Here is a 23,008-nt window from a genome sequence, read left to right on the forward strand (position 1 = left end):
GTTCGGCGTCCTCGACTCGCGCCATCCCGGCACCGCCCGGACGCGCTGACCGGTGCCTACCCCCGCAGCCCCAGCAGCCGCGCCGCGTTCTCCTTGAGGATCAGCGGCCGCACTTCGTCCTTGATGGGCAGCTTCGCGAAGTCGGCGAGCCAGCGGTCGGGCGTGATCAGCGGGAAGTCGGAGCCGAACAGCACCTTGTGCTTCAGCAGGGTGTTGGCGTACTGCACCAGGATCGCCGGGAAGTACTTGGGCGACCAGCCGGACAGGTCGATGTAGACGTTCGGCTTGTGGGTCGCCACCGCCAGCGCCTCCTCCTGCCAGGGGAAGGAGGGGTGGGCGAGGATGATCGGCATGTCCGGGAAGTCGGCCGCCACGTCGTCCAGGTGCATGGGGTTGGAGTATTTCAGCCGCAGCCCGGCGCCGCCCGGCATGCCCGCGCCGATGCCGGTCTGGCCCGTGTGGAAGAGGGCCGGCAGCCTGTGTTCCGCGATCACCTCGTAGAGCGGGTAGGCCATGCGGTCGTTGGGGAAGAAGCCCTGCATGGTCGGGTGGAACTTGAAGCCGCGCACCCCGTGCTGCTCGATCAGGCGGCGCGCCTCGCGCACGCCGACCTTGCCGCGGGCGGGATCGATGCTGGCGAAGGGGATCATGACGTCGCGGTTCTGCGCCACCAGCTCCGCCACCTCGTCGTTGGGCACGCGCGGCAGGCCGGTGCAGCACTCGGCGTCGACCGGGAAGATCACCGCGGCGATCCGGCGCTGGCGGTAGTACTCGGCGATCTCGGGAATCCCCGGCTGGCCCAGGTCGTTCCTGAAGTACTGGGCCTTGGCCTTCTCCCATTCCAGCGCCTCCTCGACGAGGGGGGCGCGGCAGGATTTCTCGGCGTGGGTGTGGATGTCGATGGCGACCAGCTCGTCGACGTTCATCGGTGTCAACCTCGGTCCTGAAGGGAAAACGGGTCGGCGCCGGCGCCCAGGGTGCCGGCGCCCGCGGTCACGGTGCGGGCGAGGCCGGGGGCGGCCACCGCCAGGTTTTCGGCGAAGAAGCGCGCCGTGGCGATGCGGGCGCCGAGCGCCGGATCGCCGTCGCCGCCGGCCCGCAGACGGTGCGCCGCCAGCGCGCCGCGGGCGAGCAGCGCGCCGCCGGCCGCCAGGGCGAACAGGCGCAGGTAGGGCGTCGCCCCGGCCAGCACGTCCGCCTGGGCGCGCCCCTCGGCCAGCAGCCACGCCGTCGTGTCGGCCAGCGCGTCGAACGCCTCCGCCAGGCGCGGCGCCGTGGCGCCGGCGTCGGGCGGATCGGCCTGCACCAGGTCGGCGACGACGGCCCGCCACTCGGCGATCAGGGCGCGCACCGGCTCGCCGCCGCGGCGCGGCAGCTTGCGGGTGGCGAGGTCGACGGCCTGGACGCCGTTGGTGCCCTCGTAGATGGCGGTGACGCGGACGTCGCGGTAGAGCTGCGCCGCCCCGGTCTCCTCGACGTAGCCCATGCCGCCGTGCACCTGGATGTTGAGCGACGCCGCCTCGATGCCGGCGTCGGTGCAGAAGGCCTTGGCCACCGGCGTCAGCAGGTCGGCGCGCTCCTGCGCCGCGGCGTCGCCGCCATGCTCGGCGCGGTCGATGGCTTCGGCGGTGACGTAGGCGATGGCGCGGCCGGCCGCCGTCAGCGCCCGCATGGTCAGCAGCATGCGCCGCACGTCGGGATGCTCGATGATGGCGCTGGTGCCGGCGGCCCCCGGCGCCCGGCCCTGCCGGCGCTCGCGGGCGTAGGCCAGCGCCTGCTGGGTGGCGCGCTCGGCGATCGACACGCCCTGCAGGCCGGTCGCCAGGCGCGCCCGGTTCATCATCGTGAACATGCAGGCGAGGCCGCGGTTCTCCTCGCCGACCAGCCAGCCGATGGCGCCGCCCCGCTCGCCGTACACCATGGTGCAGGTGGGGCTGGCGTGCAGGCCCAGCTTGTGCTCGACCCCGGCGCAGCGCACGTCGTTGGCCTCGCCCGGCGAGCCGTCCGGGTTGACCAGCCGCTTGGGCACCAGGAACAGGCTGATCCCCTTGGTGCCGGGCGGCGCCTCGGGCAGGCGCGCCAGCACGAGGTGGACGATGTTGTCGGCCAAGTCGTGCTCGCCGCAGGTGATGAAGATCTTCTGGCCGGACAGCCGGTAGCTGCCGTCGCCGGCCGGCACCGCGCGGGTGCGCAGCAGCGCCAGGTCGGTGCCGGCCTGCGGCTCGGTCAGGTTCATGGTGGCGGTCCACTCCCCCGACACCAGCTTCGGCAGGTAGCGCTCCTGCAGCTCCGGCGCGGCGTGGGCCAGCAGCGCGTCGACCGCCCCTTGCGTCAGCACCGGCCCCAGGCCGAAGGCCATGCAGGCGCTGGTGTGCATCTCCATCACCGCGGTGTTCAGCATCACCGGCAGCCCGGCGCCGCCCCACGCCTCGGGGGCGGCGACGCCGTTCCAGCCGGCCTCGGCCCACCGCCGGTAGGCGTCGCGGAAGCCGGCCGGGCTGATCACCGCGCCGTCGGCGAAGCGCACCCCCTCGCGGTCGCCCGGCCGGTCCAGCGGCGCCAGCACCCCCTCGCCGAAGGCCCCGGCCTGGTCGAGCAGGGCGCGCACCAGCTCCCCGTCCAGGCCGGGAAACAGCCCGTCGCGCAGCACCGCGCCCAGGCCGGCGACGTGCTCCAAGGTGAACAGGATGTCCTCGACCGGTGCCCGGTAACTCATCGGCGTTCCTCCTCCCCGTCCGTCGGCGGCTCTTTGTCGCACACCAACACTGTCATGCACCATAACAATAATCCGGGTACCACGCAAAGCCCGCCTCTGCTAGGCTCGCACACCCTTCCGCCGCCTTCAGCACGAGCAGCCGCCCCGATGACCGATGCCCCGATGACCGGCGCCCCGCGGACCGCCGCCGCCCCGACGACCGACGATGCCGTCGACATCGGCCTTCTCGGGAACGCCCTGGGCTTCCTCCTGAAGCGGGCGCAGATGGCGGTGTTCGCCGACTTCATCGGCGCCTTCGCCGCCGAGGACATAAGGCCGGCCCAGTTCTCCGTGCTGGTGGTCATCGAGCGCAACCCCGGCCTCAAGCAGTCGCAGGTGTCGAAGGTGCTGTCGATCAAGCGCACCAACTTCGTGCCGCTCCTGGACAGCCTGGAGGCCCGCGGCCTCGTCAAGCGCAAGCCGGCGGCCGGCGACCGCCGCTCCTACGCCCTGCACCTGACGCCCAAGGGGCGCGCCCTGACGGCGCGCCTGACGGCGCTGTGGGAGCAGCACGAGGCGCGGGTGCGCGAGCGCCTCGGCGAGGACGGCCGCGCCCGCCTGTTCGACCTGCTGGGCCGCCTCGTCGATCTCGGCACGCCCGGCGAGGACGAGGCCGACGCCGAGGCGCCGCCGCCGGCGAAGCCCCGCTCAGCGCGGCGGCAGCCGCAGCGCGCCGTCAAGGCGGATGACCTCCCCGTTTAGGGCCCGGTTGGTCACGCAGGTCATTACGAGATCGGAAAATTCTTCAGGATTGCCGAGCCGTTTCGGGAACGGAATGGATTGGCCGAGGCTCGCCTGCACCTCTTCGGGCAGCGTTCGCATCATCGGCGTCAGGAACAGCCCCGGCGCGATGGCGAGCACGCGGATGCCGAACTGGGCCAGTTCGCGCGCCGCCGGCAGGGTCAGCGCGACGATGCCGCCCTTGGAGGCGGCGTAGGCCGCCTGCCCCACCTGGCCCTCGTAGGCGGCGACCGAGGCGGTCGACACCACCACCCCGCGCTCGCCGTCCTCCAGCGGCTCCAGGGCCGCCATGTCGGCGGCCGCCAGGCGCAGCATGTTGAAGCTGCCGACCAAGTTGACCCGCAGCACCCGCTCGAACTCCTCCAGCGGCTGCGGCCCGTCGCGGCCGAGGATGCGCCGGGCGGTGCCGATGCCGGCGCAGTTGACCAGCATCCGCGCGGCGCCATGGGCCTCGCGGGCCCGCGCCAGCGCCGCCGCCGCCGCCGCGGCATCGGCGACGTCGCACGGCACGGCGACGCCGCCGGTCTCGCGCGCCACCGCCGCCGCCGCATCGGCGTCGAGGTCGGCCACGGCAACCCGTGCCCCGGCCGCCGCCAAACGGCGCGCCGTCGCCGCGCCCAAGCCCGACCCGCCGCCGGTGACGATGGCGGCGATCCCGTCGATGTTCATGTGCGTGTCTCCTTCTGCGCGGCCACGGCCGCCCCCCACCCGACCCTCCCCCACGGACGCGGGGGAGGTCAGGAGGGGGGAGCGGCGCGACCACGGTCCATGGGTGCCGCCACCAGCACCTGCGGCCCCGGCGTCTCGGCGTAGAGGTCCTCCACCAGCGCCGCCCGCACGGCCAGGACCGCGCGCTGGTTGAGCGAGCCCTTGTCGGTGATCTCGCCGGCGTCGAGGGAGGGGCGCTCCTCCAGGACGAGGGCGCGCTCGATGCGGTTGGAGCTGCCGGTGGCGGTGCGCGCCAGGGAGTCCAGCATCGCCTGGAAGCGCGCCCGCACCTCCGGCCGGCGCAGCACCTCGACGTCGCCGGCGGAGCGGGCGAAGTCGGGGCAATGGTCGCGGCACGACGGCACGTCGGGGACGAGCAGCACGGCGACGTGGTCGCGGTCGTGCCCGGCGACCACCACGTCGCTGACCAGCGGCGCGAAGTGGCTCAGCACGGCGGCGCGCATGCGGCTGACGCTGACCCAGGTGCCGGTCGCCAGCTTGAAATCCTCGGAGATGCGGCCGTCGAAGACGAAGCCCAGCTCCGGGCGCGCCTCGTCGACGAAGCGCAGGGCGTCGCCCATGCGGTAGAAGCCCTCGTCGTCGAAGGCCTTGGCGTTCATGTCCTCCTGGCGCCAGTAGCCGGGGGTGATGTTGGGACCGCGCAGGCGCAGCTCCAGCTTCTCGGCCGCCGGCACCAGCTTCATCTCCACCCCCGGCGCCGGCACGCCGACGATGCCGGGCTGGTCGACCGGGCGGTTGCAGATCAGCGCCGCCGGCGCCGTCTCGGTGGAGCCGAGCGAGGTCACGAAGACGACGCGCTCGCCGCACGCCTCGACCGCCAGCTCCTCCAGGCTCTCCCAGATGTGCGGCGCCAGGCCGGCGCCGGCGTAGAACAGCGCCTTGAGGCGGCTGTAGAAGCGTTGGCGCAGCGCCGGCTCGGCGCGCAGGTGCGGCACCAGCGCCTCGTACCCCTTGGGCACGTTGAAGTACATGGTGGGCGCCACCTCGCGCAGGTTGGCGATGGTCGGCAGCACCCCGTCGGCCACCGGCCGCCCCTCGTCGATGTAGTAGGAGCCGCCGTTGTAGAGCGCCATGTTGAAGTTGTGGTTGCCGCCGAAGGTGTGGTTCCACGGCAGCCAGTCCACCAGCACCGGCGGCTCCTCCGCCAGGAAGGTGAAGACCTGGCGCAGCATCTGCTGGTTGGCGGTCATCATGCGCTGGGTGTTGATCACCCCCTTGGGCATGCCGGTGGAGCCCGAGGTGAACAGCAGCTTGGCCACCGTGTCGGGCCCGACCGCGGCGTGGGCGGCGTCGACCGCCGCCGTCGGCGCGGCCGCCGTCAGCGCCTCGAAGGCCGTCGCCGCCATGCCGTCGGGCGGCACGTGGGTGACCACCACCTCCACCCCCTCCGGCACGGTGGCCTTGAGGGCGGGCTCGAAGCGGCGGCCGTCGGCGGCGAACACCAGCCCCGGCGTCACCAGCCCGAGCACGTGGCGCAGCTTGCCGAAGTCGGTGCTGACCAGGGAATAGGCGGTCGACACCGGCGCGTAGGGAATGCCGGCGTACTGCGCCGCCAGGCCGAGCAGCGCGTGCTCGATGTCGTTGCCGGACAGGATGGCGATGCCGCGCTCGCGCGACAGGCCGCGCGCCAGCAGGGCGCCGGCGATGCGCCGCACGCGGTCCAGGGTCTCGGCGTAGGTCAGCTCCCGCCAGCCGCCGTCGGCATGGCGCTGGGCCAGGAACACCCGTTCCGGCGCCGCCTCGGCCCAGCGCTCCAGGCACAGGGTCAGCTTCTCCGGGTGCGCCTCCAGCGGCGTGTCGGCGCGCAGCACCCATGTGCCGTCGGGGCGGCGTCCGCCGCTCACGCCGATCGCTCCCAGACGCACCTCGCGCATAGGCTTCGTCATGTGACGTCCTCCCCAGGCGGCGCCGGCGTTGACCCCGGCTGGTCCGCTCGTGCAATCCGTGAAGGCCCTGGCCCGCCCCGCCGGCGGGCGGGCGGGTCAGAACTCGGTCACCTTCTTCGCCCGCTTCTCCAGGAAGGCGCGCAGGCGGTCCTTGGCCTCGTCGCTGCCCTGGGCGACGGCGGCCATCAGCGCCTCCATCATGAAGCCCTGGCGCGGGTCGGCCTCGGCGATGCGGGGCAGCGCGTGGATGACCGCGAAGTTGGTGATGGGGGCGTTGGCGGCGACGCGGCCGGCCAGCTCCATCGCCTTGTCCAGCCCTTCGCCCGGCTCCACCAGGTACTGCGACAGCCCCATGGCGTAGCCGGCCTCGGCGTCGTGGACGCGGCCGGTCAGCATCATGTCGGCCATCCGCGCCGTGCCGATCAGGCGCGGCACCCGCACCGAGGCGCCGCCGCCGACGAAGATGCCGCGCTGGCCCTCCGGCAGGGCGTAGTAGGCGCCGCGCTCGGCGACCCGGACGTGGGCGGCGCACGCCAGCTCCAGCCCGCCGCCGACCACCGCGCCCTTGAGCACCGCCACCACCGGCACGCGGCCGAACTCGATCCGTTCGAAGGCGCGGTGCCACATCATGGAGTGGGCGATCCCCTCCACCGTGTTGCGCTCGGTGATCTCGGAGAGGTCGAGGCCGGCGGAGAAGTTCTCGCCGGCCGAGGCCAGCACCACCGCCTTGGCCTCCGCCGGCAGGGCGGAGAAGAACGCCTCGATGCCGAGCACCGTCTCGTCGTTGAGGGCGTTGCGCTTCTCCGGCCGGTTCAGCGTCAGCACCGCGATCTCGCCCGCCAGTTCCGCCTGCAGGGAGGAGGGCAACGTCCGTTCCAGGATTCTCTCGCCCGAACGCATCGGCATACCTTTCCGTGGCTGGGCGCGTCCGTTCCCGCCCATGATTGTTATGAACTATAACATTCTGTGCGGCGCCGTCAATGGGACATCAGGACGGGCAGCGTCATGTGCGCCAGGATGTGCCGGGTGCCGCCGCCGCGGTGCAGGAAGGGGAAGCCGATGTGGCCGTGGGCGCCCATGACCAGCAGGTCGGCGTCCATGTCGGCGGCGCGGTTCAGCATCATGTCCATCACCCCGATCCCCTCGGCGACCAGGACGTCGACGTCGGCGGCGATGCCGTGGGCCTCCAGATGGCGGCGGCAGTCGCGGGCGGCGGCGCGCTCCTCGTCGGGGTGGGCGGCGACGCTGAGGACGGTGGCGCGCCCGCAGCCGACGATCAGCGGCAGGGCGTCGTTGAGGGCGCGCGCCGATTCCCGGCTGTGGTTCCAGGCGATCAGCGGCCGCCGGCCGACGCTCTCCACCGGCCCGGCGTAGGGCAGGATCAGACCGGGCCGGCCGGCGTGCAGCAGCACCTGCTCGGCCAGACCCGGCGGGGCGGCGCCGCCGTCCTCGCCGCCGTCCTGGCCCATCAGCACCAGGTCGAAATGGTGGGCCGCCTCGATCAGCGCGTGGGTGACCTCCTGGGGGCTGCCGCGGTTGGCGTCGCGCCACTCCGCCTCGGCCACGCCGCGCGTCGCCGCGGCGAAGGCGGCGCGGCTGGCTTCGGCCGCCTCCTTGTAGGCATCGCTCGGCCAGTGGGCGACGACGCCGACGCTCTGCGGCGCGGCGCACCGGCCGAACAGGCCGGTGACCCGGCCGTCGTGGCGGCGCGCCAGGTCGACGGCCAGCGCCAGCCGCACCGCCGCCCGCCCGCCGCCGTCGAGATGGACCAGAATGTTCCTCAAGGACATGGGAGTGCCTCCATCCGCCGTTGGAATGTGGCCGCGCGGTCCCCCCTCCCGGCCTCCCCCCACTGCGCGGGGGGAGGTGATGAGCCCCCCCGCGCCAGTGGGGGAGGGTTGGGTGGGGGGCCGACGCGGCCACCCTCGTCGCCGCACCCGTCGTTTACGCCGCGCTCTCCCGGGCGCCGAGGTAGCTCTCGATCACCCGGGGGTCGCTCGCCAGGGCCGCCGCCGGGCCCTGCAGGGTCACCGCGCCGGTCTCCATGACGTAGCCGTGGTCGGCGATGCGCAGCGCCGCGCGGGCGTTCTGCTCGACCAGCAGGATCGCCACGCCGGTCGCCCGCAGCTCGGAGACCAGCTCCAGGATCTCCTTGACGATGCGCGGCGCCAGGCCGAGGCTCGGCTCGTCCAGCATCAGCACCCTGGGCTTCGCCATCAGCGCCCGGCCCATCGCCAGCATCTGCCGCTCACCGCCCGACAGGGTGCCGGCGGCCTGGCGGCGGCGCTCCTTCAGGCGCGGGAAGAGGGTGTAGACCTGCTCCAGGGCGTCGCCGGCGCGCTCGCCGCGCGGCCGGGTGTAGGCGCCCAGGCGCAGGTTGTCCTCGACGCTCATGGTGGCGAACAGCTCGCGCTTTTCGGCGACCAGGGACAGGCCGGCGGCGACCCGCGCCTCGATGCCGTCGGCGCCGACGTCGCGGCCCTCGAAGAGGATGCGCCCGGCGGCCGGCAGGATGCCCATGGCGGCGTTCAGCAGGGTCGTCTTGCCGGCGCCGTTGGCGCCGACCACGGTGACGATGCGCCCTGCCTCGATCGCCAGGGAGACGCCGCGCACCGCCTCGATCTTGCCGTAGGCGACCGAGACGTCGCGCAGCTCGAAGACCGGCCCGCTCATTCGATTCCCCCGAGATAGGCTTCCAGGACCGCCGGGTCGTTGCGCACCCCGGCCGGCAGCCCGTCGGCGATCTTCACGCCGAACTCCATGACCACCAGGCGGTCGACCAGCCCCATCACGAAGTCCATGTCGTGCTCCACCAGCAGGACGGTGGTGCCCTCGTCGCGCAGCCGGTCGAGCAGGCCGGCGAGCTCCCGCTTCTCGGCGTGGCGCAGGCCGGCGGCCGGCTCGTCGAGCAGCAGCAGCATGGGATCGAGGCAGAGCGCCCGGGCAATCTCGACGATGCGGCTCTGGCCGAGCGCCAGGGCGCCGGCCGGGCGGTGCAGGGCCTCGCCGAGGCCGCAGCGTTCGAGCTGGCGCACCGCCTCGGCGCGCAGCCGCGCCTCCTCGGCGCGGTCGAGGCGCAGCACCGCGCCCACCACCCCGGCGCGGCCGCGCAGGTGGGCGCCCAGCATGACGTTGTCGAGCACGCTCATCCCCGGCAGCAGCTTGACGTGCTGGAAGGTGCGGGCGACGCCGCGCCGCGCCACGGCGCGCGACGGCAAGCCGCCGATCCGCTCGCCGAGCAGCCGGACCTCGCCGGACGACGGGCGCAGCACGCCGGTCACCAGGTTGAAGGTCGTGCTCTTGCCCGCACCGTTGGGGCCGATCAGGCCGACGATCTCGCCGGCGCGCACGGCGAAGCTCACGTCCTTGACCGCGACCAGGCCGCCGAAGTTCTTCTGCAGCCCGGCGACGTCGAGCAGCGGCGTGCCGCGCGGCGGGAACGGCCGGCGCGGCAGCGCCGGGACGGCGCGCGCGCGGGCGGCGCGCTCGGCCGGCGCCGGCGGCCGCTGCGGCAGCAGGCGGGCGGCCAGCGGCCACAGACCGTCGCGGGCGTATTGCAGCAGCAGCACCAGCACCGCCCCGAAGACGATCGCCTCGTAGTTGCCGGAGCCGCCGAACAGCCAGGGCAGCACAGCCTGGAGCTGGTCCTTCAGCACCGTCACCAGCCCGGCCCCCAGCACCGCCCCCCAGACGTGGCCGGCGCCGCCGACGACGGCCATGAACAGGTACTCGATGCTGGCGTTGAGGCCGAAGGGGGTGGGGTTGACGGCGCGCTGCACGTGGGCGAACAGCCAGCCCGACACCGCCGCCAGCAGGGCGGCGTAGACGAAGGCGGTCAGCTTGGCCCGGCCGGTGTCGACGCCGAACGCCTCGGCCGCGGTGACGCCGCCGCGCAGGGCGCGGATGGCACGGCCCGTCCGGCTGTCGAGCAGCCGGGTGGTGGCGAGTGCGGCGAGGAGGACGAAGGCCCAGATCACGTAGTAGACGGCGCGCCCGTCGTAGAGGTCCCAGCCGGCGACGGAGAGGGGCGGGATGCCGGAGATGCCGTCGTGGCGCCCCAGGGTGTCGAGGTTGCCGAAGAGGTAGAACAGGCTGATGCCCCAGGCGAGCGTGCCGAGCGGCAGGTAGTGGCCGGACAGGCGCACCGTCAGCAGCCCCAGCAGCAGCGCCGCCAGGCCGGTCAGCGCCAGGGCGGCGGGCAGGCTGAGCCAGGGCGAGACGCCGTAGGCGGTGGTCAGCACCGCCGTGGTGTAGGCGCCGAAGCCGCAGAACGCCGCCTGGCCGAAGGAGGTCATGCCGCCGACGCCGGTCAGCACCACCAGCCCCATCACCACCAGCGACGCCAGGCCGATGTAGTTGAGGAGCGTGATCCAGATCTCCGGCGTCGCCGGCACCAGCGGCAGCACGGCCGCCGCGGCGAGCAGCGCCGGGGCGAGGAGGCGGGAGGAACGGGTCATTCCTCGTCCTCCGCGTGGCCGGAGCGCAGCGAGCGCCACAGCAGCATCGGGATGATGATGGTGAAGACGATGACCTCCTTGAAGGTGCTGGCGAAGAAGGAGGCGAAGGCCTCCACCAGGCCGACCAGGATGGCCGCCGCGGCGCCCAGCGGGTAGGACACCAGGCCGCCGATGATGGCGGCGACGAAGCCCTTCAGCCCGGTCAGGAAGCCGGTGTCGTAGAAGACGGTGGTGACCGGCGCGATCAGCACCCCCGACAGCGCGCCGATCAGCGCCGCCAGCCCGAGCGCCAGCGCCCCGGCCGTGGCCGTGGGGATGCCGACCAGCCGCGCGCCCAGGCGGTTGACCGCGGTGGCGCGCAGCGCCTTGCCGGTCAGGGTGTGCTCGAAGAAGGCCCACAGCCCCAGGATCAGGCTGCCGGTCACCCCCAGCACGACGAGGCTCTGGCCGGTCACCATGGTCGGGCCCACCGTCCACATGGCGTCGACCAGCGGCGCCGTGCGGTAGCCCTCGGCGCCGAAGAAGACGAGGCCGAGGCCGACCAGGGCGAGATGCACGCCGACCGCGGCGATCAGCAGCACCAGCACCGAGGATTCGGCGAGCGGCCGGAACACCAGCCGGTAGACGGAGGGGCCGAGCGAGGCGACGATCGCCAGGGTCAGCGGCACCGCCACCAGCGGCCCCGGCTGCAGCGGCGCCACGCGCCACGCCGCCAGCAGCAGCAGGCCGGGAACCCCGAGGTCGAGGACGGCGCCGCGGACGAGGCGGTGCCGCGTGCGGGCGGCGCGGTCGCGCGCCAGGTCGGCGGCGAAGGCGGCCGCTCCCAGCAGCAGCGCCAGCAGGGCGGTCTGCGGGAAGACGCCGCGCTCGAACGCCGCCAAGGTGAGCGCGCCATAGGCGACGAACTCGCCTTGCGGGATGAAGATGACGCGGGTGACGGTGAACACCAGCACCAGCGACAGGGCGAGCAGCGCGTAGATGGCGCCGTTCGTCACGCCGTCCTGCGCCAGGAACAGGGCGATGGTCGGATCCAAGGGTGCCTCCCGAGGCGTCGGCACGCCCCTCTCCCGCGACGGGAGAGGGGCGACGCCGGCGCGTGCCTACTTCACCAGCTTCCAGGCGCCCTTCTCGACCGTCAGCAGCACGTGGCCGCGGTCGTCGAGGCCGAAATGGTCGTCCTTGGTGAAGTTGTAGACACCCTGCGAGGCGGCGATCTCCTTCTCGCTCTCCAGCGCGTCGCGCACCGCCGCCCGGAACTCCGGCGTGCCGGGCTTCGCCGTCTTCAGGGCGACGGGGACGACCCGCTCCAGCACGGTCATGGCGTCGACGGCGTGGGCGGCGAACTGGTTGCGGGTGTTGGCGCCGTACTTCGCCTCGTAGGCCGTGACGAACTCCAGGGCCTTGGCGCGCACCGGGCTGCCGTCGGGGAGCTGCTCGGCGACGATGACCGGCCCCGAGGCCAGGATCGCCCCTTCCACGGACTCGCCGCCGATGCGGATGAAGTCGTGGGTGACGGCGCCGTGGGTCTGGTAGATCGGCCCCTTGTAGCCGCGCTGGCGCAGCGCGATCTGCGGCAGCGCGGCGGCGGTGCCCGACGCGCCGACGACGACGGCGTCGGGGCGGGCGGCCACCAGCTTGAGCACCTGGCCGGTCACCGAGGTGTCGGCGCGGGCGTAGCGCTCCTCGGCCACCAGCTTGTAGCCGCCCGGCTCGGCCAGCGTCTTGAGGTCGCGCGCCCAGAAGTCGCCCCAGGCGTCGGAGAAGCCGATGTAGCCGACGCTCTTCACACCGTTGGCCTTCATGTGGTCGACCACCGCCTTGGCCATCAGCGTGACGTTCTGCGGCAGGCGGAAGGTCCACTTGTCCTGGCCGGCCGGCAGGTCGATGGGCGACAGGGCGAGGTGCGGCACCTCCGCCTCGCGCGCGACGCCGGCCACCGCGATCGCCGCCCCGGTCATCACCGAGCCCATCAGCACGTCCACCTTGTCCTCGGTGACGAGGCGGCGCGCCTGGGTGGTCGCCATGGTGGGGTCGGAGGTGTCGTCCACCACGATCAGCCTGACCGCCTCCCCGCCGATCGTCTGCGGGAACAGGGCGGCGGCGTTCTTGGCCGGGATGCCCAGCGCCGCCGTCGAGCCGGTGGCCGGCACGATCAGCCCGATGGTGACGTCGGCCAGTGCCGCGCACGGCAGCAGCAGTGCCGCCGTCGCGGCGAACAGCGCCCGGCGCAGGCCACGGCGCACGGCGGAGCGGGTGTGGGGCATGGTTCCTCCGAGGATGCTCGTATGGTTCGTTGAACGCGGCCGCGGCGCATCGTTCAGTGCGGCAACTATTATTTTCTATAACAGTTCTGTTGGGGGCGGTAAAGGGCCGATCGGGACGGAAACCCGTCGCCGAGCCGACCGTGCCGGCCCCATCCGGGGAACGCAGCGCTGCTGTTTTGACTTCGCCCGGGAAACGCCTACCCTCAGGTGATGTCCTGCACGTCCAGCGACAGGAACACCCGATGAAATCCGTAATCGAAACCACTGCCGGGGATGCCGCCGAAGCGATCCGGCGGCTCGGGCTGCCGAAAGACGAGCCGATCCCCATCGTCGTCGGCTCCAAGCGGTCGGCCGAACAAGCCGGCATGACGCCGGCGGAGCACGATGTGTTGCTCCGTTCGCTCAAGACCGACCGCTGATGCGCGTCGTCGTCGACACGAACGTGCTCGTCAGCTTCGCCATCCGCCCCAATCCGCCCCAATCCGCCGTTGCGGCGGATGTTCGAATACAGTGCAGAGAGCGGCGACTTCCTCGTTTGCGAGGAAACGCTGGCCGAACGTGCCGACGTTCTGGTGCGCGAAAAATTCCGCGGATATTTCCCGCATGAGGACGAGGTTCTGGAGTACCTCGATCAATACGAGGCGATGAGCGAGCGCGTCCAATTGACGGAGCGGGTGGTCGCCTGCCGCGACCCGAGGGACGACGTGTTCCTGTCCCTGGCCGTCTCCGGCAACGCGGACTGCATCGTTGCCGGAGACGCCGATCTCACGGACATGGGGGTGTTCCGCGGTATCCCGATCCACACCCCGGCGCAGTTCCTGCAGAGCGTGATGCGGTGATCCGCCCGGCGCCGTCGCGGCGCGACGTGGCGGCCTAGCCTCCCGGCGGGCCGGCCTGGCGCCCGCCGGGAGGCGGCTTCCCTACGCCGCCGCCGCGTAGGCCGACAGCCCGGTGCCGCCGTAGAGCCACTGCAGGCCGTTGTAGAAGTCCTCCGGCGTCTTGGCGCCCATCACCGCGTTGCGGATTTTCCGCTCGACGCCCTCGGCGTGGTAGAGCTTGCCCAGCATGCGCGACGACAGCACGACCCGGTAGGCGCGGACGATGCGCTCCTCCTGGTAGGCGAGGAAGGCGGCGGCGAGGTCGCCGTCGTGCCGCTCCACCATGTCGGCCAGGCACACCGCGTCCTCCAGCGCCATGCACGCACCTTGCGCGAAGTACTGGTGGGTCGGGTGGGCGGCGTCGCCCAGCAGGGTGACGCGGCCGTCGGTCCAGGTCTCGATGGGCTCGCGGTCGCCCAGCACCCAGCGCCGCCACTCCGTCGGCTTCTCCAGGAGCTTGCGCGCCTTCGGCACGATGGCGCCGAAGCGGCCGAGGATCTCCTCGCGCGTGCCCGGCTCGTTGCTGCCGACGTTGGAGACGTCGGTCTGGAACGTTGCCACCAGGTTGAAGGTCTTCCAGCCCTGGAGCGGGTAATGCACCATGTGGCACTTCGGCCCGGCCCACAGGGTGGCGGCGTTCCAGCGCAGATCCTCGGGCATCAGCTCGATGGGCAGGACGGCGCGGTAGGCGACATGGCCCGACAGGCGCAGCTCGTCGCCGCCGGTGAGCTGCCGGCGGATCATCGAGCGCACGCCGTCGGCGCCGACGACGCCGTCGCCGGCGAAAACGTCGCCGGTCTCGGTGCGCACCGACGCACCGCCGCCGGCGGTCGCGTAGCCGACCACGCGCTGGTCGTTGACCAGCGTGACGTTCTCATGGGCCCGGCAGGCGTCGAGCAGCACCCCGTGCAGGTCGGCGCGGTGGATCACCGCGTAGGGGTTGCCGAAGCGCCGCCGGAACGGCTCGTCCACCGGCATCTCGGCGACGAGGTCGCCGGACAGGCCGTCCATCATCACCAGCTTGTCGATGTAGACCGCCTTCTCCCGGCCGGCCGGGCCGACGCCGAGATAGTCCATGGCGTGGAACGCGTTGGGGCCGATCTGGATGCCGGCGCCGATCTCGCCGAACTGCGGCGCCTGTTCGAGCACCGTCACCCGGCAGCCCTTCCCGGCGAGGCCGAGGGCCGCCGCCAGCCCGCCGATGCCGCCGCCGGCGACGACCATGGTCAATTGTGCCTTGCTGGCCATGCTTCTCTCCCCAGAATTAATCAGTATACTGCTTATTGCTGCGCCGGACGGCCGGTCCGGCGCCCTGCGGAGCCGGGTGCCGCCTCAGAATTCCTCGTAGAATCCCAGCTTGCGGTGCAGCGGCGCGTCGTCGACGTGGAAGACGAAGGCCGGGCCGCCGCCGTCGGCGCGGTGGCGCACGGCGGCGTGGGTCGGGACGGCGATGGTGTCGCCCTCCTCCCAGCGCAGGGTGACGCCGTCCACCTCGGACTCGCCGCGTCCCTCGATGACGTGCAGCACGCTGCTGGCGGACCGGCGGCGCGGCGCCACCTCCTCGCCGGCACGGATCATCTGCGCCGAGAACCCCAGGATGGGCAGGCACTCCTCGCCGGTTTCCGGGTTGACGTAGGCGAGGTGGACCGGCTCGCCCGGACCGACCGCGGTGGCGAGGTCGCGCAGGTTCTGCCGCACCTCGCTCCAGGGAAAGCGGATCAGCGGATACTTGGCGCGCGGCCGGTTCAGCGCCGGGTACGGCACCAGGCCGGCGCGGCGGTAGGTGGTCTGGGAGCGGTCGGCCTGGTTGCGGATGGTCTGCTTCTCGCCGTCGATGCAGTAGGACGCCTCGATGGCGTAGACCAGCGGCAGGTCGAGCGCGTCGAGCCACACCACCGGGCCGCTGCCCTCGTGGCCGTGCTCGTGCCACAGGCCCGACGGCGTCAGGATCAGGTCGCCCTTCTCCATCGGGCACTTCTCGCCGTCGACGGCGGTGAAGCCGCCCTGCCCCTCGACGACGAAGCGCACGGCGCTCGGCGAGTGGCGGTGGTTGGGCGCGGTCTCGCCGGGCAGGATGAGCTGCAGGCCGAGATAGATGGTCGGCGTCGCCATCATCCGCTCCAGCCCGAGACCGGGGTTGGCGAGCACCAGCACGCGCCGCTCCGCCTTCTCGATGGGCGTCAGCTCGCCCGCCCGCAGCAGGTGGGAGCGCAGGTCGGCGTAGCGCCAGGCGAAGGGGCGGGTGGCGCGGCTCGGGATGCCGTAGGGCAGCACGGCGCGGAGCGACGGCCAGAGCGGGGTGACGCTCATCGCCGCGAGTTCGTTCACGTAGTCCGCGGGCAGCTCGGCCAGGGTTCCCAGTTGGGCGGCCATGGGGTTCCTCCAGGATGGCGGCGTGTGGCGGAGGTTCGGGCAGCCCCGGCCTCCGTTCGTCGCGCATCCTAGCGACGATCACAATACTGATCAACAGTATACTGATTGTCTGTGGCCCGACCGGTCGATGACGTTCGCCGTCCCGGCGGGGGCGAAATCAACGGGGCGCGCGGCGTGGAATGTGGTGTACCCTGACGGTCAGGGTCGGCACCGGCTGGCGGCGCGACGCACGGACGCCGGGGGGACGCCGACGACGCTGGCGGAAGGACTGTTATGAGCCGAATGGACCGACCCGCCGCCCACCCGCCGCCGCCGGCGCGCCGACCCACCGTTCCGTCCCCGCCCCGCCCGGCGGGGGGCGGAGCGGTCCACGCCCCGCCCCCGGTGGCGCAGATGAAGCCGTTGCCGACCCCTGGCGGGGCGGCCGCCCCGGCCCCGTCCTGGCACGCCACCCGCCCGCCGGCCGGTCCGCGCCCGGCGGTGCCGACCCCGACGGCGGCACCGCCCGCACCGTTTCTCCGGCCGGCGGTGCAGACGAAGTCGCCGCCCGGCTCCGCTGCCGGCCGGACGGCGCCGCCGCTCGTCCACCGCGCGCCGACCGTGGCGGCGCGGCTGCCGCCCTTGCCGCCCGGCGCCCCGACACCGGCGGCCGCGACAGCGCCGCCGCGGGCGCCGGTGTCGCCGGTGTCGCCGGCACAGATGAGGCCGGCGCCGCCGGCGGCGCGTGTCGTGCAGTGCGTCCACATCGAGGTGGATGACTGGGAGGAAATATGCCGAAGGGCCGGTGTCAGGCCCCAGGACCGGCAAAGCCTGACCGTCCTTCTCGAGAAGTACAAGGACAAGCTCGCGCAGATCAACTGGTATCACGGAACCACGTCCACCTCGCTCGTCATGGCGCTGATGACCGACGGCAGGATGAAGTCGGCCGGCGACCTCCTGGCGGAAGGCATAGCGCCGCTGTCCGGCGAATCCGGGAACGCCCTGTCCCCCTGGTCGATCAACAAGAAGGGCATATCCGGAGTCGATCTGGAAAACCTGGAGGGTGCCCTTTTCTACACCTCGGCGGACAACGTTTCCAAAGGCGGGACGCGACTGCGCACCCTCTATCGCAATCTGATCACGGTCGTCGAGGACTGCAAGAAGGACATAGCCAACGCCATAAAGTCCGAGAACTTGCTCAACGCCCCGATGAAGGACATAAGAAGCATCCCCATCCAGCAGATTCGCGGGGCGACCATAAAACTGTCCCGGCTGGTGTGGTCGCTGACCTTGTTCGCCGATCCGGACAAATATCAGGAGGCGATCAACGTCACCATCGGCGATTTCAACGTGTTCATAAACGAGGTCTACACGTCCCTGAAGCTGGATTCGCCGATGCGGCCCTATGTGGTCGAGCTCGTCGAGACCTTCAACAGAGCGGTGGATCTCAGTTCCGCGGCGGCGGAAAGCCGGACCAAACGGAAGATGATCAGCAGGGAATACCCCGTCGTGTACGCCGCCGTGGGGGCCAGGGTCCAAGGAGCGTCCAGCGACGTCGTCGGCGAAGTCCTGCTGCCCGGCGCCCGCTTCCCGAGACGAGGATCGTCGCCGTCCGGCGACACCATCGACGTGGTGTTCGTTCCCTTCGACCGCTGGTACACGGCCTCGAACGCCCTGGCCAAGAGATATGGCTGCACCGTTCTGCCGATCGAGCTGCTGAAGGTCTACAAGGCCTGGCTTGCCCTGGGCAGGCCGGGAGAGGGCGTCGTGGTTCCGCCCCCCTCCTACTACACACGGGGGCTCGACCGGAGGCGGTTCTGAAGGCCACTCAGCCCGGCCGGCCCGGCGTCCGGCCGAAATAGCGCAGATAGGCCTTGGAGAAGTTTCCGGGATCGGAATAGCCGGCGAGGAAGGCGGCCTCCTTGACGGACAGGCCCTGATGGTCCAGGGCGGTCCGCGCGCGCTCCAGGCTGCGGCGGCGGATGAACTCGAAGGCGCTCACGCCGTGGACCGCGTGGAAGAGGCGCTGCAGCGTGCTGACGCTGACCCCGGCGTCGCGCGCCAGCCGGTCCAGGCAGACGGCCGACCGGTCCTCCTCGGCCAGCGCCTCCTCGATCCGGCGCATGCGCTGGCGGTCGAGGGCGCGCACCCGCCGCCGCTCGGCGGGCGGGGCGCCGGCGGAGAGGTCCGCGAAGGTCTCCGCCACGAGGTCGAGGACGCGGCTCTCCAGGAACAGCTTGCGGCAGGGGTCGGTGTAGGGGGTGATCCGCAGCAGCTGCTCGGCGAGCGCGGCGAGGCGCGGGGTCGGGCTCCAGTCGCGGCGGGTCAGGTGGTGCCGGGTGAAGCGGTCGATGTCGAGGTCGCCGCCGCGCAGCTCCAGCCCGGCATCGGCCAGCCAGTCCTGCGTCATGGCGACGGTCACCTTGCGCACGTGGTTGCCCCGGCGGCCGTGCCGCTCCAGCAGCTCCGGCCGGGTGCGGTTCATCATCAGCGCCTGCGCCCGCCCGTCGCCGCCGGCGCCCCCCGGCATCAGCGGCCGCCCGCCGACATGGGCCTCGGGCACGCCCTTCAGGAAGAAATAGACGACGAGCCCCGGCAGCATCTCCCCTTCGGAGGTCAGGTCGATCAGGTCGACGCCGTCGCAGTAGTGCATGCGCAGCCCGGTCCGCAGGGCGACATGGCCGCATTCGCCGCGATAGGCGCCGCTGGCGATCGAGCAGCGCGCGGCGGTGGCGGTCACGCACGTCTGCAGGTGGTCGGACCCGTCCGTGCCGGCGGCGGTGCCGCCCGGCGGATGGGGCTGCTGGTGGGTCATCGCGTCTCTCCCGCACACCGGTGCACGTCGCGCACCGGTCTTTGACCGCCGCGCACGGCCCCCGCCCATGGCACCGCCGGCGCGACCTCCACGACAATGGCCGCGACCGTGGAGGTTCGCCGGTGCCGTTTCCCGTCGGGTGCGGCGGGCGGGGTGTTGCCGCCCTTCGCTTATGCACTGGATGCGAATGACACGCAATTGCATTATCGGGCGTCGGCGCCGATGGATTCGAAAGGGATGATGACCGTGCCTTACGCGACTGCGACACAGCGACCGCGCCGGAAGGGGCCCCGCCGCCGGGCGGGCGGTGCGACGCTTCTCACCACCGCCAGCCTGCTGGCCGTGGCCGCGGCCCATGCGCAGGAGGCCGAGCCGGCGGCCGCCGACGCCCTGGTGCTCGACCCGCTCACCGTCGAGGAGAGGATGGAGCTGGGCGACGGTCCGGTGGGCGGCTACGTCGCGACGCGCAGCCGCGCCGGCACCAAGACGGACACGCCCCTGTCGAAGACGCCGCAATCGGTCACCGTGGTGCCGCGCGAGCAGATCGAGGACCAGAACGCCGACTCCGTGGCGGAGGCGCTGCGCTACTCCGCGGGCATCTTCACCGAGTACCGCGGCTCGTCGAACTTCAGCGACGAGATGTTCCTGCGCGGGTTCAGCTACGTGCCCCGCTACCTCGACGGCCTGACCTACGGCTGGAGCTCGCTGGGCAAGGTCAACCCCTACCTCCTCGAGCGGGTCGAGGTGCTGCGCGGCCCCTCGTCGGTGCTGTACGGCGAGGCCAACCCCGGCGGCATCGTCAATCTGGTGAGCAAGCGCCCGACCGGCGGGACGCACCGCGAGGTGACGCTCGGCTACGGCACCGGCAATCGCTACGAGGGTGGCTTCGACGTGGGCGGGCGCCTGTCGGACGAGCTGGCCTACCGCGTCGTCGGCACCGGTCACAGCGGCGAGGGCGTCGAGGACACGATCGACGAGCGGGCGGTCGCCATCCTGCCGTCGCTGACCTGGACGCCGACCGACCGCACCGCGCTGACCGTCTCGGCGATGTACGACCGCGCGCCGGACGCCGGTATCCGCAACTTCCGCGAGGCCGAGGGAACCCTCTACCCCACCCGCTACGGCTACATCCCCATCGACTTCCTCGTCAGCGACCCCGATTTCGAGAAGGCCAGCCTCACCCAGACCGCGGTCGGCTACCAGTTCGACCACGCCTTCGACGACGTCTTCTCCTTCCGCCAGGTCGCCCGCTTCGCCCGCATCGATTCCACCCACCACACCGTCGTCTGGGGGGCGCTGCAGGCCGACGACCGCACCATCAGCCGCTCGGCCAGCGGCGGCGGCGAGGTGTTCGACCAGGTCGGCATCGACAACCAGCTCCAGGCCGTCTTCCAGACCGGGATGCTGCGCCACACCGCCCTGGCCGGGCTGGACTACAAGACGTCGTGGCGCGACTACCACTGGGGCCGCGCCCCGGTGGCGTCCATCGACTGGCTGGCGCCGCGCTACGGCATCGGCGACGTCACCCTGACGCCGTCCTCGGACAGCGACACGACCGCGCGCCAGCTCGGCGCCTACCTCCAGGACCAGATCGCGCTCGGCGACCTCACCCTGTCGCTGGGCGGCCGCCACGACTGGGCCAGCACCGAGATCGAGGAGCATCTCACCGCGACCACCGAGGACTACGACGACCGCGCCTTCTCATGGCGGGCCGGCGCCATCTACAACCTCCCCGGCGGCGTCTCCCCCTACGTCAGCTACAGCACCTCCTTCGAGCCGGTCCTCCAGGCGGCGCCGGCCGGCGAGCAGCGGTTCGAGCCGACGACCGGCAAGCAATGGGAGGCGGGCGTCAAGTTCGCGCCGGGGTCGGGCGACTACCAGCTCATCGCGTCGGTCTACACCATCACCCAGAACAACGTGATCAAGACCGACCCGGTCACCCGCCTCGCCACCCAGACCGGCGAGATCCGCAGCCGCGGCTTCGAGCTGGAGGCGCACGCCCAGGTCACAGCCAACCTGTCGCTGGTCGGCAGCTACAGCTACATCGACTCCGAGGTGACCGAATCGGCCCAGACCTCCGAGGTGGGCAGGATGCCGTCCCGCATCCCGCAGCGCCAGGCCTCCCTGTGGGCCCGGTACGCCTTCGACGAGGGCATGCTGGCCGGACTCGCGCTCGGCGCCGGCGTGCGCCACGTCGGCGAGAGCTGGGGCGACGGCAGCAACACCGTCAAGGTGCCCTCGGCCACCCTCTACGACGCCATGGTCAGCTACCGGCTCGGCGCGCTGAGCCCGCAGCTCGACGGCGCCGAGCTGCAGGTGAACGCCGCCAACCTCACCGACGAGCGCTACACCGCCTCCTGCGCCAGCGCCTACGCCTGCTGGTACGGCGCGCCGCGCACCGTGACGGCCTCCCTCCGGTACCGCTGGTGAGCGCGATGGAACGGGCCACGGCGAGGACGGCGGTGAGGACGGCGGCGAGGACGGCGGCGTTGGCGCTGGCCTGCCTGCTCGCGGCCGCCGGGGCGGCGCCGGCGACCGGGGCCGCCCTCCTGGCCGAGGGCGAGCCGGTCGCCGCGACCGCCGGCACGGCCGGCGGAACGGCGACCTTCGCGGTGGCGGCCGGCGACGGGGACTATGTCCGCGGCACCCTGACGACGACGGCGGGGCGCCACGACCTGGAGCTGCTGGACCGCGAGGGCCGGCCGGTGCGGCGTCTGCTCGACGGCGCCACCGGCGAAGCCCTCTTCCAGTTCGTCACCGACGGCGGCCAGGCGCTGCGGGTCACCGCCCGGGAGGGCGGCGGCGCTTTCGTCCTGACGGTGACCCGGCGGGTGCCGCCGGAGCGCCAGGAGACGCCCGTCCCCGTTCCCCTCAGCCCGACCGTCGCCCGGCTGGCCGAGGAGGTGCGCGCCGGCGGCACCACCGACGCCTTCTGGGCGATGCTGGCGGAGCGGGGAACGCCGCTGGTCGAGCCGCACGGCGAGGGCGAGGCCGTCCTCACCTTCGCCGTGCGCGGGGCCGAGCGGAACGTCCGCCTGCTCGGCGCGCCGAGCGGCGACCACGAGGCGCTGGAGCGGCTCGGCACCTCCGACGTCTGGTACCGCAGCTTCGTCGTGCCGGCGACCACCCGGCTCTCCTACCAGATCGCCCCGGACGTGCCGGAACTGCCCGGCCCGCCGCGCGAACGGCGGGTCGCCATTCTGGCGACGGCGCAGGCGGACCCCCTCAACCGGCATCCCTGGCCGGCCGACGCGCCCGACCGCTTCGGCCGCTCGTCGACCGTCGAACTGCCGGACGCGCCGGAGCAGCCGGGCTTGGCCCCCGGCGGCGCCCCCGGCGACGTCCCGCGCGGCAGCCTCACCCGGCTGCGATTCGCCAGCGCCCGCCTCGGCAACGAGCGGGAGATCATCCTCTACCGGCCGGCGGCGTTCGATCCGGCCCGGCCCGACACGGTGCTGCTGGTGCTGTTCGACGCCGGTCCCTACACGACGCGGGTGCCCACGCCGGCCATCCTCGACGCGCTGATCACCGACGGCCGCCTGCCGCCGGTGGTCGCCGCCTTCGTCGCCAACCCGGACCAGGACGCGCGGGCGCGCGAGCTGCCCGGCAACGCGGTCTTCGCCGACGTCATGGCCGGGGAGCTGCTGCCCACGGTGGCACGGGCGGCCGGCCTGACGCCGCGGCCGGAGCGGACGGTGCTGGCGGGATCGAGCTACGGCGGGCTGGCGGCGGCCACCATCGCGCTCGCCCATCCCGAGGCCTTCGGCAACGCCCTCAGCCTGTCCGGCTCCTTCTGGTGGCATCCCGCGGGAAGTGCCGCGGAGCGGCCGGAGCACGTGGCCCGGATCGTCGTCGAGCGGCCGCGGGTGCCGGTGCGCTTCCACCTGAGCGCCGGGCTGTTCGAGACCGGCCACGGCGGGACGGCCGGCATCCTCGACACCTCCCGCCATCTGCGCGACGTGCTCGAGGCCAAGGGCTACGCGGTGTCCTACCGCGAGTACGCGGCGGGGCACGACTATCTCGCCTGGCGCGGCGCCCTCGCCGACGGCCTGATCGCGCTGTTCGGCTCCGCCGCGCCGGCGCCGGCGGCCCGGCGGTGACCGGCCGGCCCCGGTGCCGCCGGGCGCCGTT

General features: G+C 72.7%; 19 protein-coding genes. 6 read left to right on the top strand and 13 right to left on the bottom strand.

From position 1 onward, the window contains the following. Positions 1-56 precede the first annotated feature (56 nt). Positions 57-926 carry an amidohydrolase family protein gene (locus tag ACSBPG_RS04425; protein ID WP_435535903.1) on the bottom strand — a complete coding sequence of 290 codons (870 nt, stop codon included), beginning with the start codon at positions 924-926 and terminating at the stop codon, positions 57-59. Between the two features lie 5 nt (positions 927-931). After that, on the bottom strand, positions 932-2,716 hold the full coding sequence (locus ACSBPG_RS04430) for an acyl-CoA dehydrogenase (RefSeq protein ID WP_435535904.1): 1,785 nt from the start codon (positions 2,714-2,716) through the stop codon (positions 932-934). Between the two features lie 147 nt (positions 2,717-2,863). On the opposite strand from ACSBPG_RS04430, the gene ACSBPG_RS04435 reads away from it, so the two are divergent. Beyond that, positions 2,864-3,457: a MarR family winged helix-turn-helix transcriptional regulator gene (locus ACSBPG_RS04435; RefSeq protein ID WP_435535905.1), complete on the top strand. Its 594-nt coding sequence runs from the start codon at positions 2,864-2,866 to the stop codon at positions 3,455-3,457. Here ACSBPG_RS04435 and ACSBPG_RS04440 read toward each other — a convergent pair. From ACSBPG_RS04440 to ACSBPG_RS04475, 8 genes are all read right to left on the bottom strand, one after another. After that, positions 3,404-4,165: an SDR family NAD(P)-dependent oxidoreductase gene (locus ACSBPG_RS04440; protein ID WP_435535906.1), complete on the bottom strand. Its 762-nt coding sequence runs from the start codon at positions 4,163-4,165 to the stop codon at positions 3,404-3,406. The two genes, ACSBPG_RS04435 and ACSBPG_RS04440, sit on opposite strands and share 54 nt — an antisense overlap. Positions 4,166-4,233: 68 nt before the next feature. Further along, positions 4,234-6,111, bottom strand: coding sequence for a feruloyl-CoA synthase (locus ACSBPG_RS04445; RefSeq protein ID WP_435535907.1), 1,878 nt, complete (start codon positions 6,109-6,111; stop codon positions 4,234-4,236). 96 nt (positions 6,112-6,207) lie between these two features. Next, positions 6,208-6,978, bottom strand: coding sequence for a crotonase/enoyl-CoA hydratase family protein (locus tag ACSBPG_RS04450; RefSeq protein ID WP_435535908.1), 771 nt, complete (start codon positions 6,976-6,978; stop codon positions 6,208-6,210). A 110-nt stretch (positions 6,979-7,088) separates the two neighbouring features. Then, positions 7,089-7,901 (bottom strand): universal stress protein, encoded by an 813-nt coding sequence (locus ACSBPG_RS04455; protein ID WP_435535909.1) that lies wholly within the window; start codon positions 7,899-7,901, stop codon positions 7,089-7,091. Positions 7,902-8,055: 154 nt separating this feature from the next. Then, positions 8,056-8,784 carry an ABC transporter ATP-binding protein gene (locus tag ACSBPG_RS04460; protein WP_435535910.1) on the bottom strand — a complete coding sequence of 243 codons (729 nt, stop codon included), beginning with the start codon at positions 8,782-8,784 and terminating at the stop codon, positions 8,056-8,058. Next, positions 8,781-10,568, bottom strand: a complete 1,788-nt coding sequence (locus ACSBPG_RS04465) for a branched-chain amino acid ABC transporter ATP-binding protein/permease (protein ID WP_435535911.1) — start codon at positions 10,566-10,568, stop codon at positions 8,781-8,783. The genes ACSBPG_RS04460 and ACSBPG_RS04465 overlap by 4 nt, the downstream gene beginning before the upstream one ends. Then, a complete protein-coding gene (locus ACSBPG_RS04470; RefSeq protein ID WP_435535912.1) occupies positions 10,565-11,602 on the bottom strand; it encodes a branched-chain amino acid ABC transporter permease in 1,038 nt (345 codons plus the stop codon). The genes ACSBPG_RS04465 and ACSBPG_RS04470 overlap by 4 nt, the downstream gene beginning before the upstream one ends. 66 nt (positions 11,603-11,668) lie before the next feature. After that, complete coding sequence (locus ACSBPG_RS04475; protein WP_435535913.1) at positions 11,669-12,832, bottom strand: ABC transporter substrate-binding protein; 1,164 nt, start codon at positions 12,830-12,832, stop codon at positions 11,669-11,671. Positions 12,833-13,074: 242 nt separating this feature from the next. Between ACSBPG_RS04475 and ACSBPG_RS04480 the strand changes: the two genes are divergently transcribed. Both ACSBPG_RS04480 and ACSBPG_RS04485 read left to right on the top strand, forming a co-directional pair. After that, positions 13,075-13,251 (top strand): hypothetical protein, encoded by a 177-nt coding sequence (locus ACSBPG_RS04480; protein WP_435535914.1) that lies wholly within the window; start codon positions 13,075-13,077, stop codon positions 13,249-13,251. Positions 13,252-13,329: 78 nt separating this feature from the next. Continuing rightward, complete coding sequence (locus ACSBPG_RS04485; RefSeq protein ID WP_435535915.1) at positions 13,330-13,671, top strand: putative toxin-antitoxin system toxin component, PIN family; 342 nt, start codon at positions 13,330-13,332, stop codon at positions 13,669-13,671. Between the two features lie 81 nt (positions 13,672-13,752). On the opposite strand, the gene ACSBPG_RS04490 is transcribed toward ACSBPG_RS04485, so the two are convergent. Both ACSBPG_RS04490 and ACSBPG_RS04495 read right to left on the bottom strand, forming a co-directional pair. Then, complete coding sequence (locus tag ACSBPG_RS04490; protein WP_435535916.1) at positions 13,753-14,958, bottom strand: 3-hydroxybenzoate 6-monooxygenase; 1,206 nt, start codon at positions 14,956-14,958, stop codon at positions 13,753-13,755. 84 nt (positions 14,959-15,042) lie between these two features. Continuing rightward, positions 15,043-16,083 (bottom strand): cupin domain-containing protein, encoded by a 1,041-nt coding sequence (locus tag ACSBPG_RS04495; protein ID WP_435535917.1) that lies wholly within the window; start codon positions 16,081-16,083, stop codon positions 15,043-15,045. A gap of 393 nt (positions 16,084-16,476) precedes the next feature. On the opposite strand from ACSBPG_RS04495, the gene ACSBPG_RS04500 reads away from it, so the two are divergent. Beyond that, a complete protein-coding gene (locus ACSBPG_RS04500; protein ID WP_435535918.1) occupies positions 16,477-17,883 on the top strand; it encodes a hypothetical protein in 1,407 nt (468 codons plus the stop codon). A 7-nt stretch (positions 17,884-17,890) separates the two neighbouring features. Here the strand turns inward: ACSBPG_RS04500 and ACSBPG_RS04505 are convergent, their stop codons facing one another. After that, complete coding sequence (locus tag ACSBPG_RS04505; protein WP_435535919.1) at positions 17,891-18,877, bottom strand: helix-turn-helix transcriptional regulator; 987 nt, start codon at positions 18,875-18,877, stop codon at positions 17,891-17,893. A 246-nt stretch (positions 18,878-19,123) separates the two neighbouring features. Between ACSBPG_RS04505 and ACSBPG_RS04510 the strand changes: the two genes are divergently transcribed. Then, entirely contained in the window at positions 19,124-21,307 is a 2,184-nt protein-coding gene (locus ACSBPG_RS04510; protein WP_435535920.1) for a TonB-dependent siderophore receptor, read from the top strand. A 5-nt stretch (positions 21,308-21,312) separates the two neighbouring features. Continuing rightward, positions 21,313-22,977 carry an alpha/beta hydrolase-fold protein gene (locus tag ACSBPG_RS04515; protein ID WP_435535921.1) on the top strand — a complete coding sequence of 555 codons (1,665 nt, stop codon included), beginning with the start codon at positions 21,313-21,315 and terminating at the stop codon, positions 22,975-22,977. The last annotated feature ends 31 nt before the right edge of the window (positions 22,978-23,008 follow it).

The sequence above is a fragment of the Azospirillum sp. ST 5-10 genome (assembly GCF_051225715.1).
In the GTDB taxonomy this organism is placed as follows: Bacteria; Pseudomonadota; Alphaproteobacteria; order Azospirillales; family Azospirillaceae; genus Azospirillum.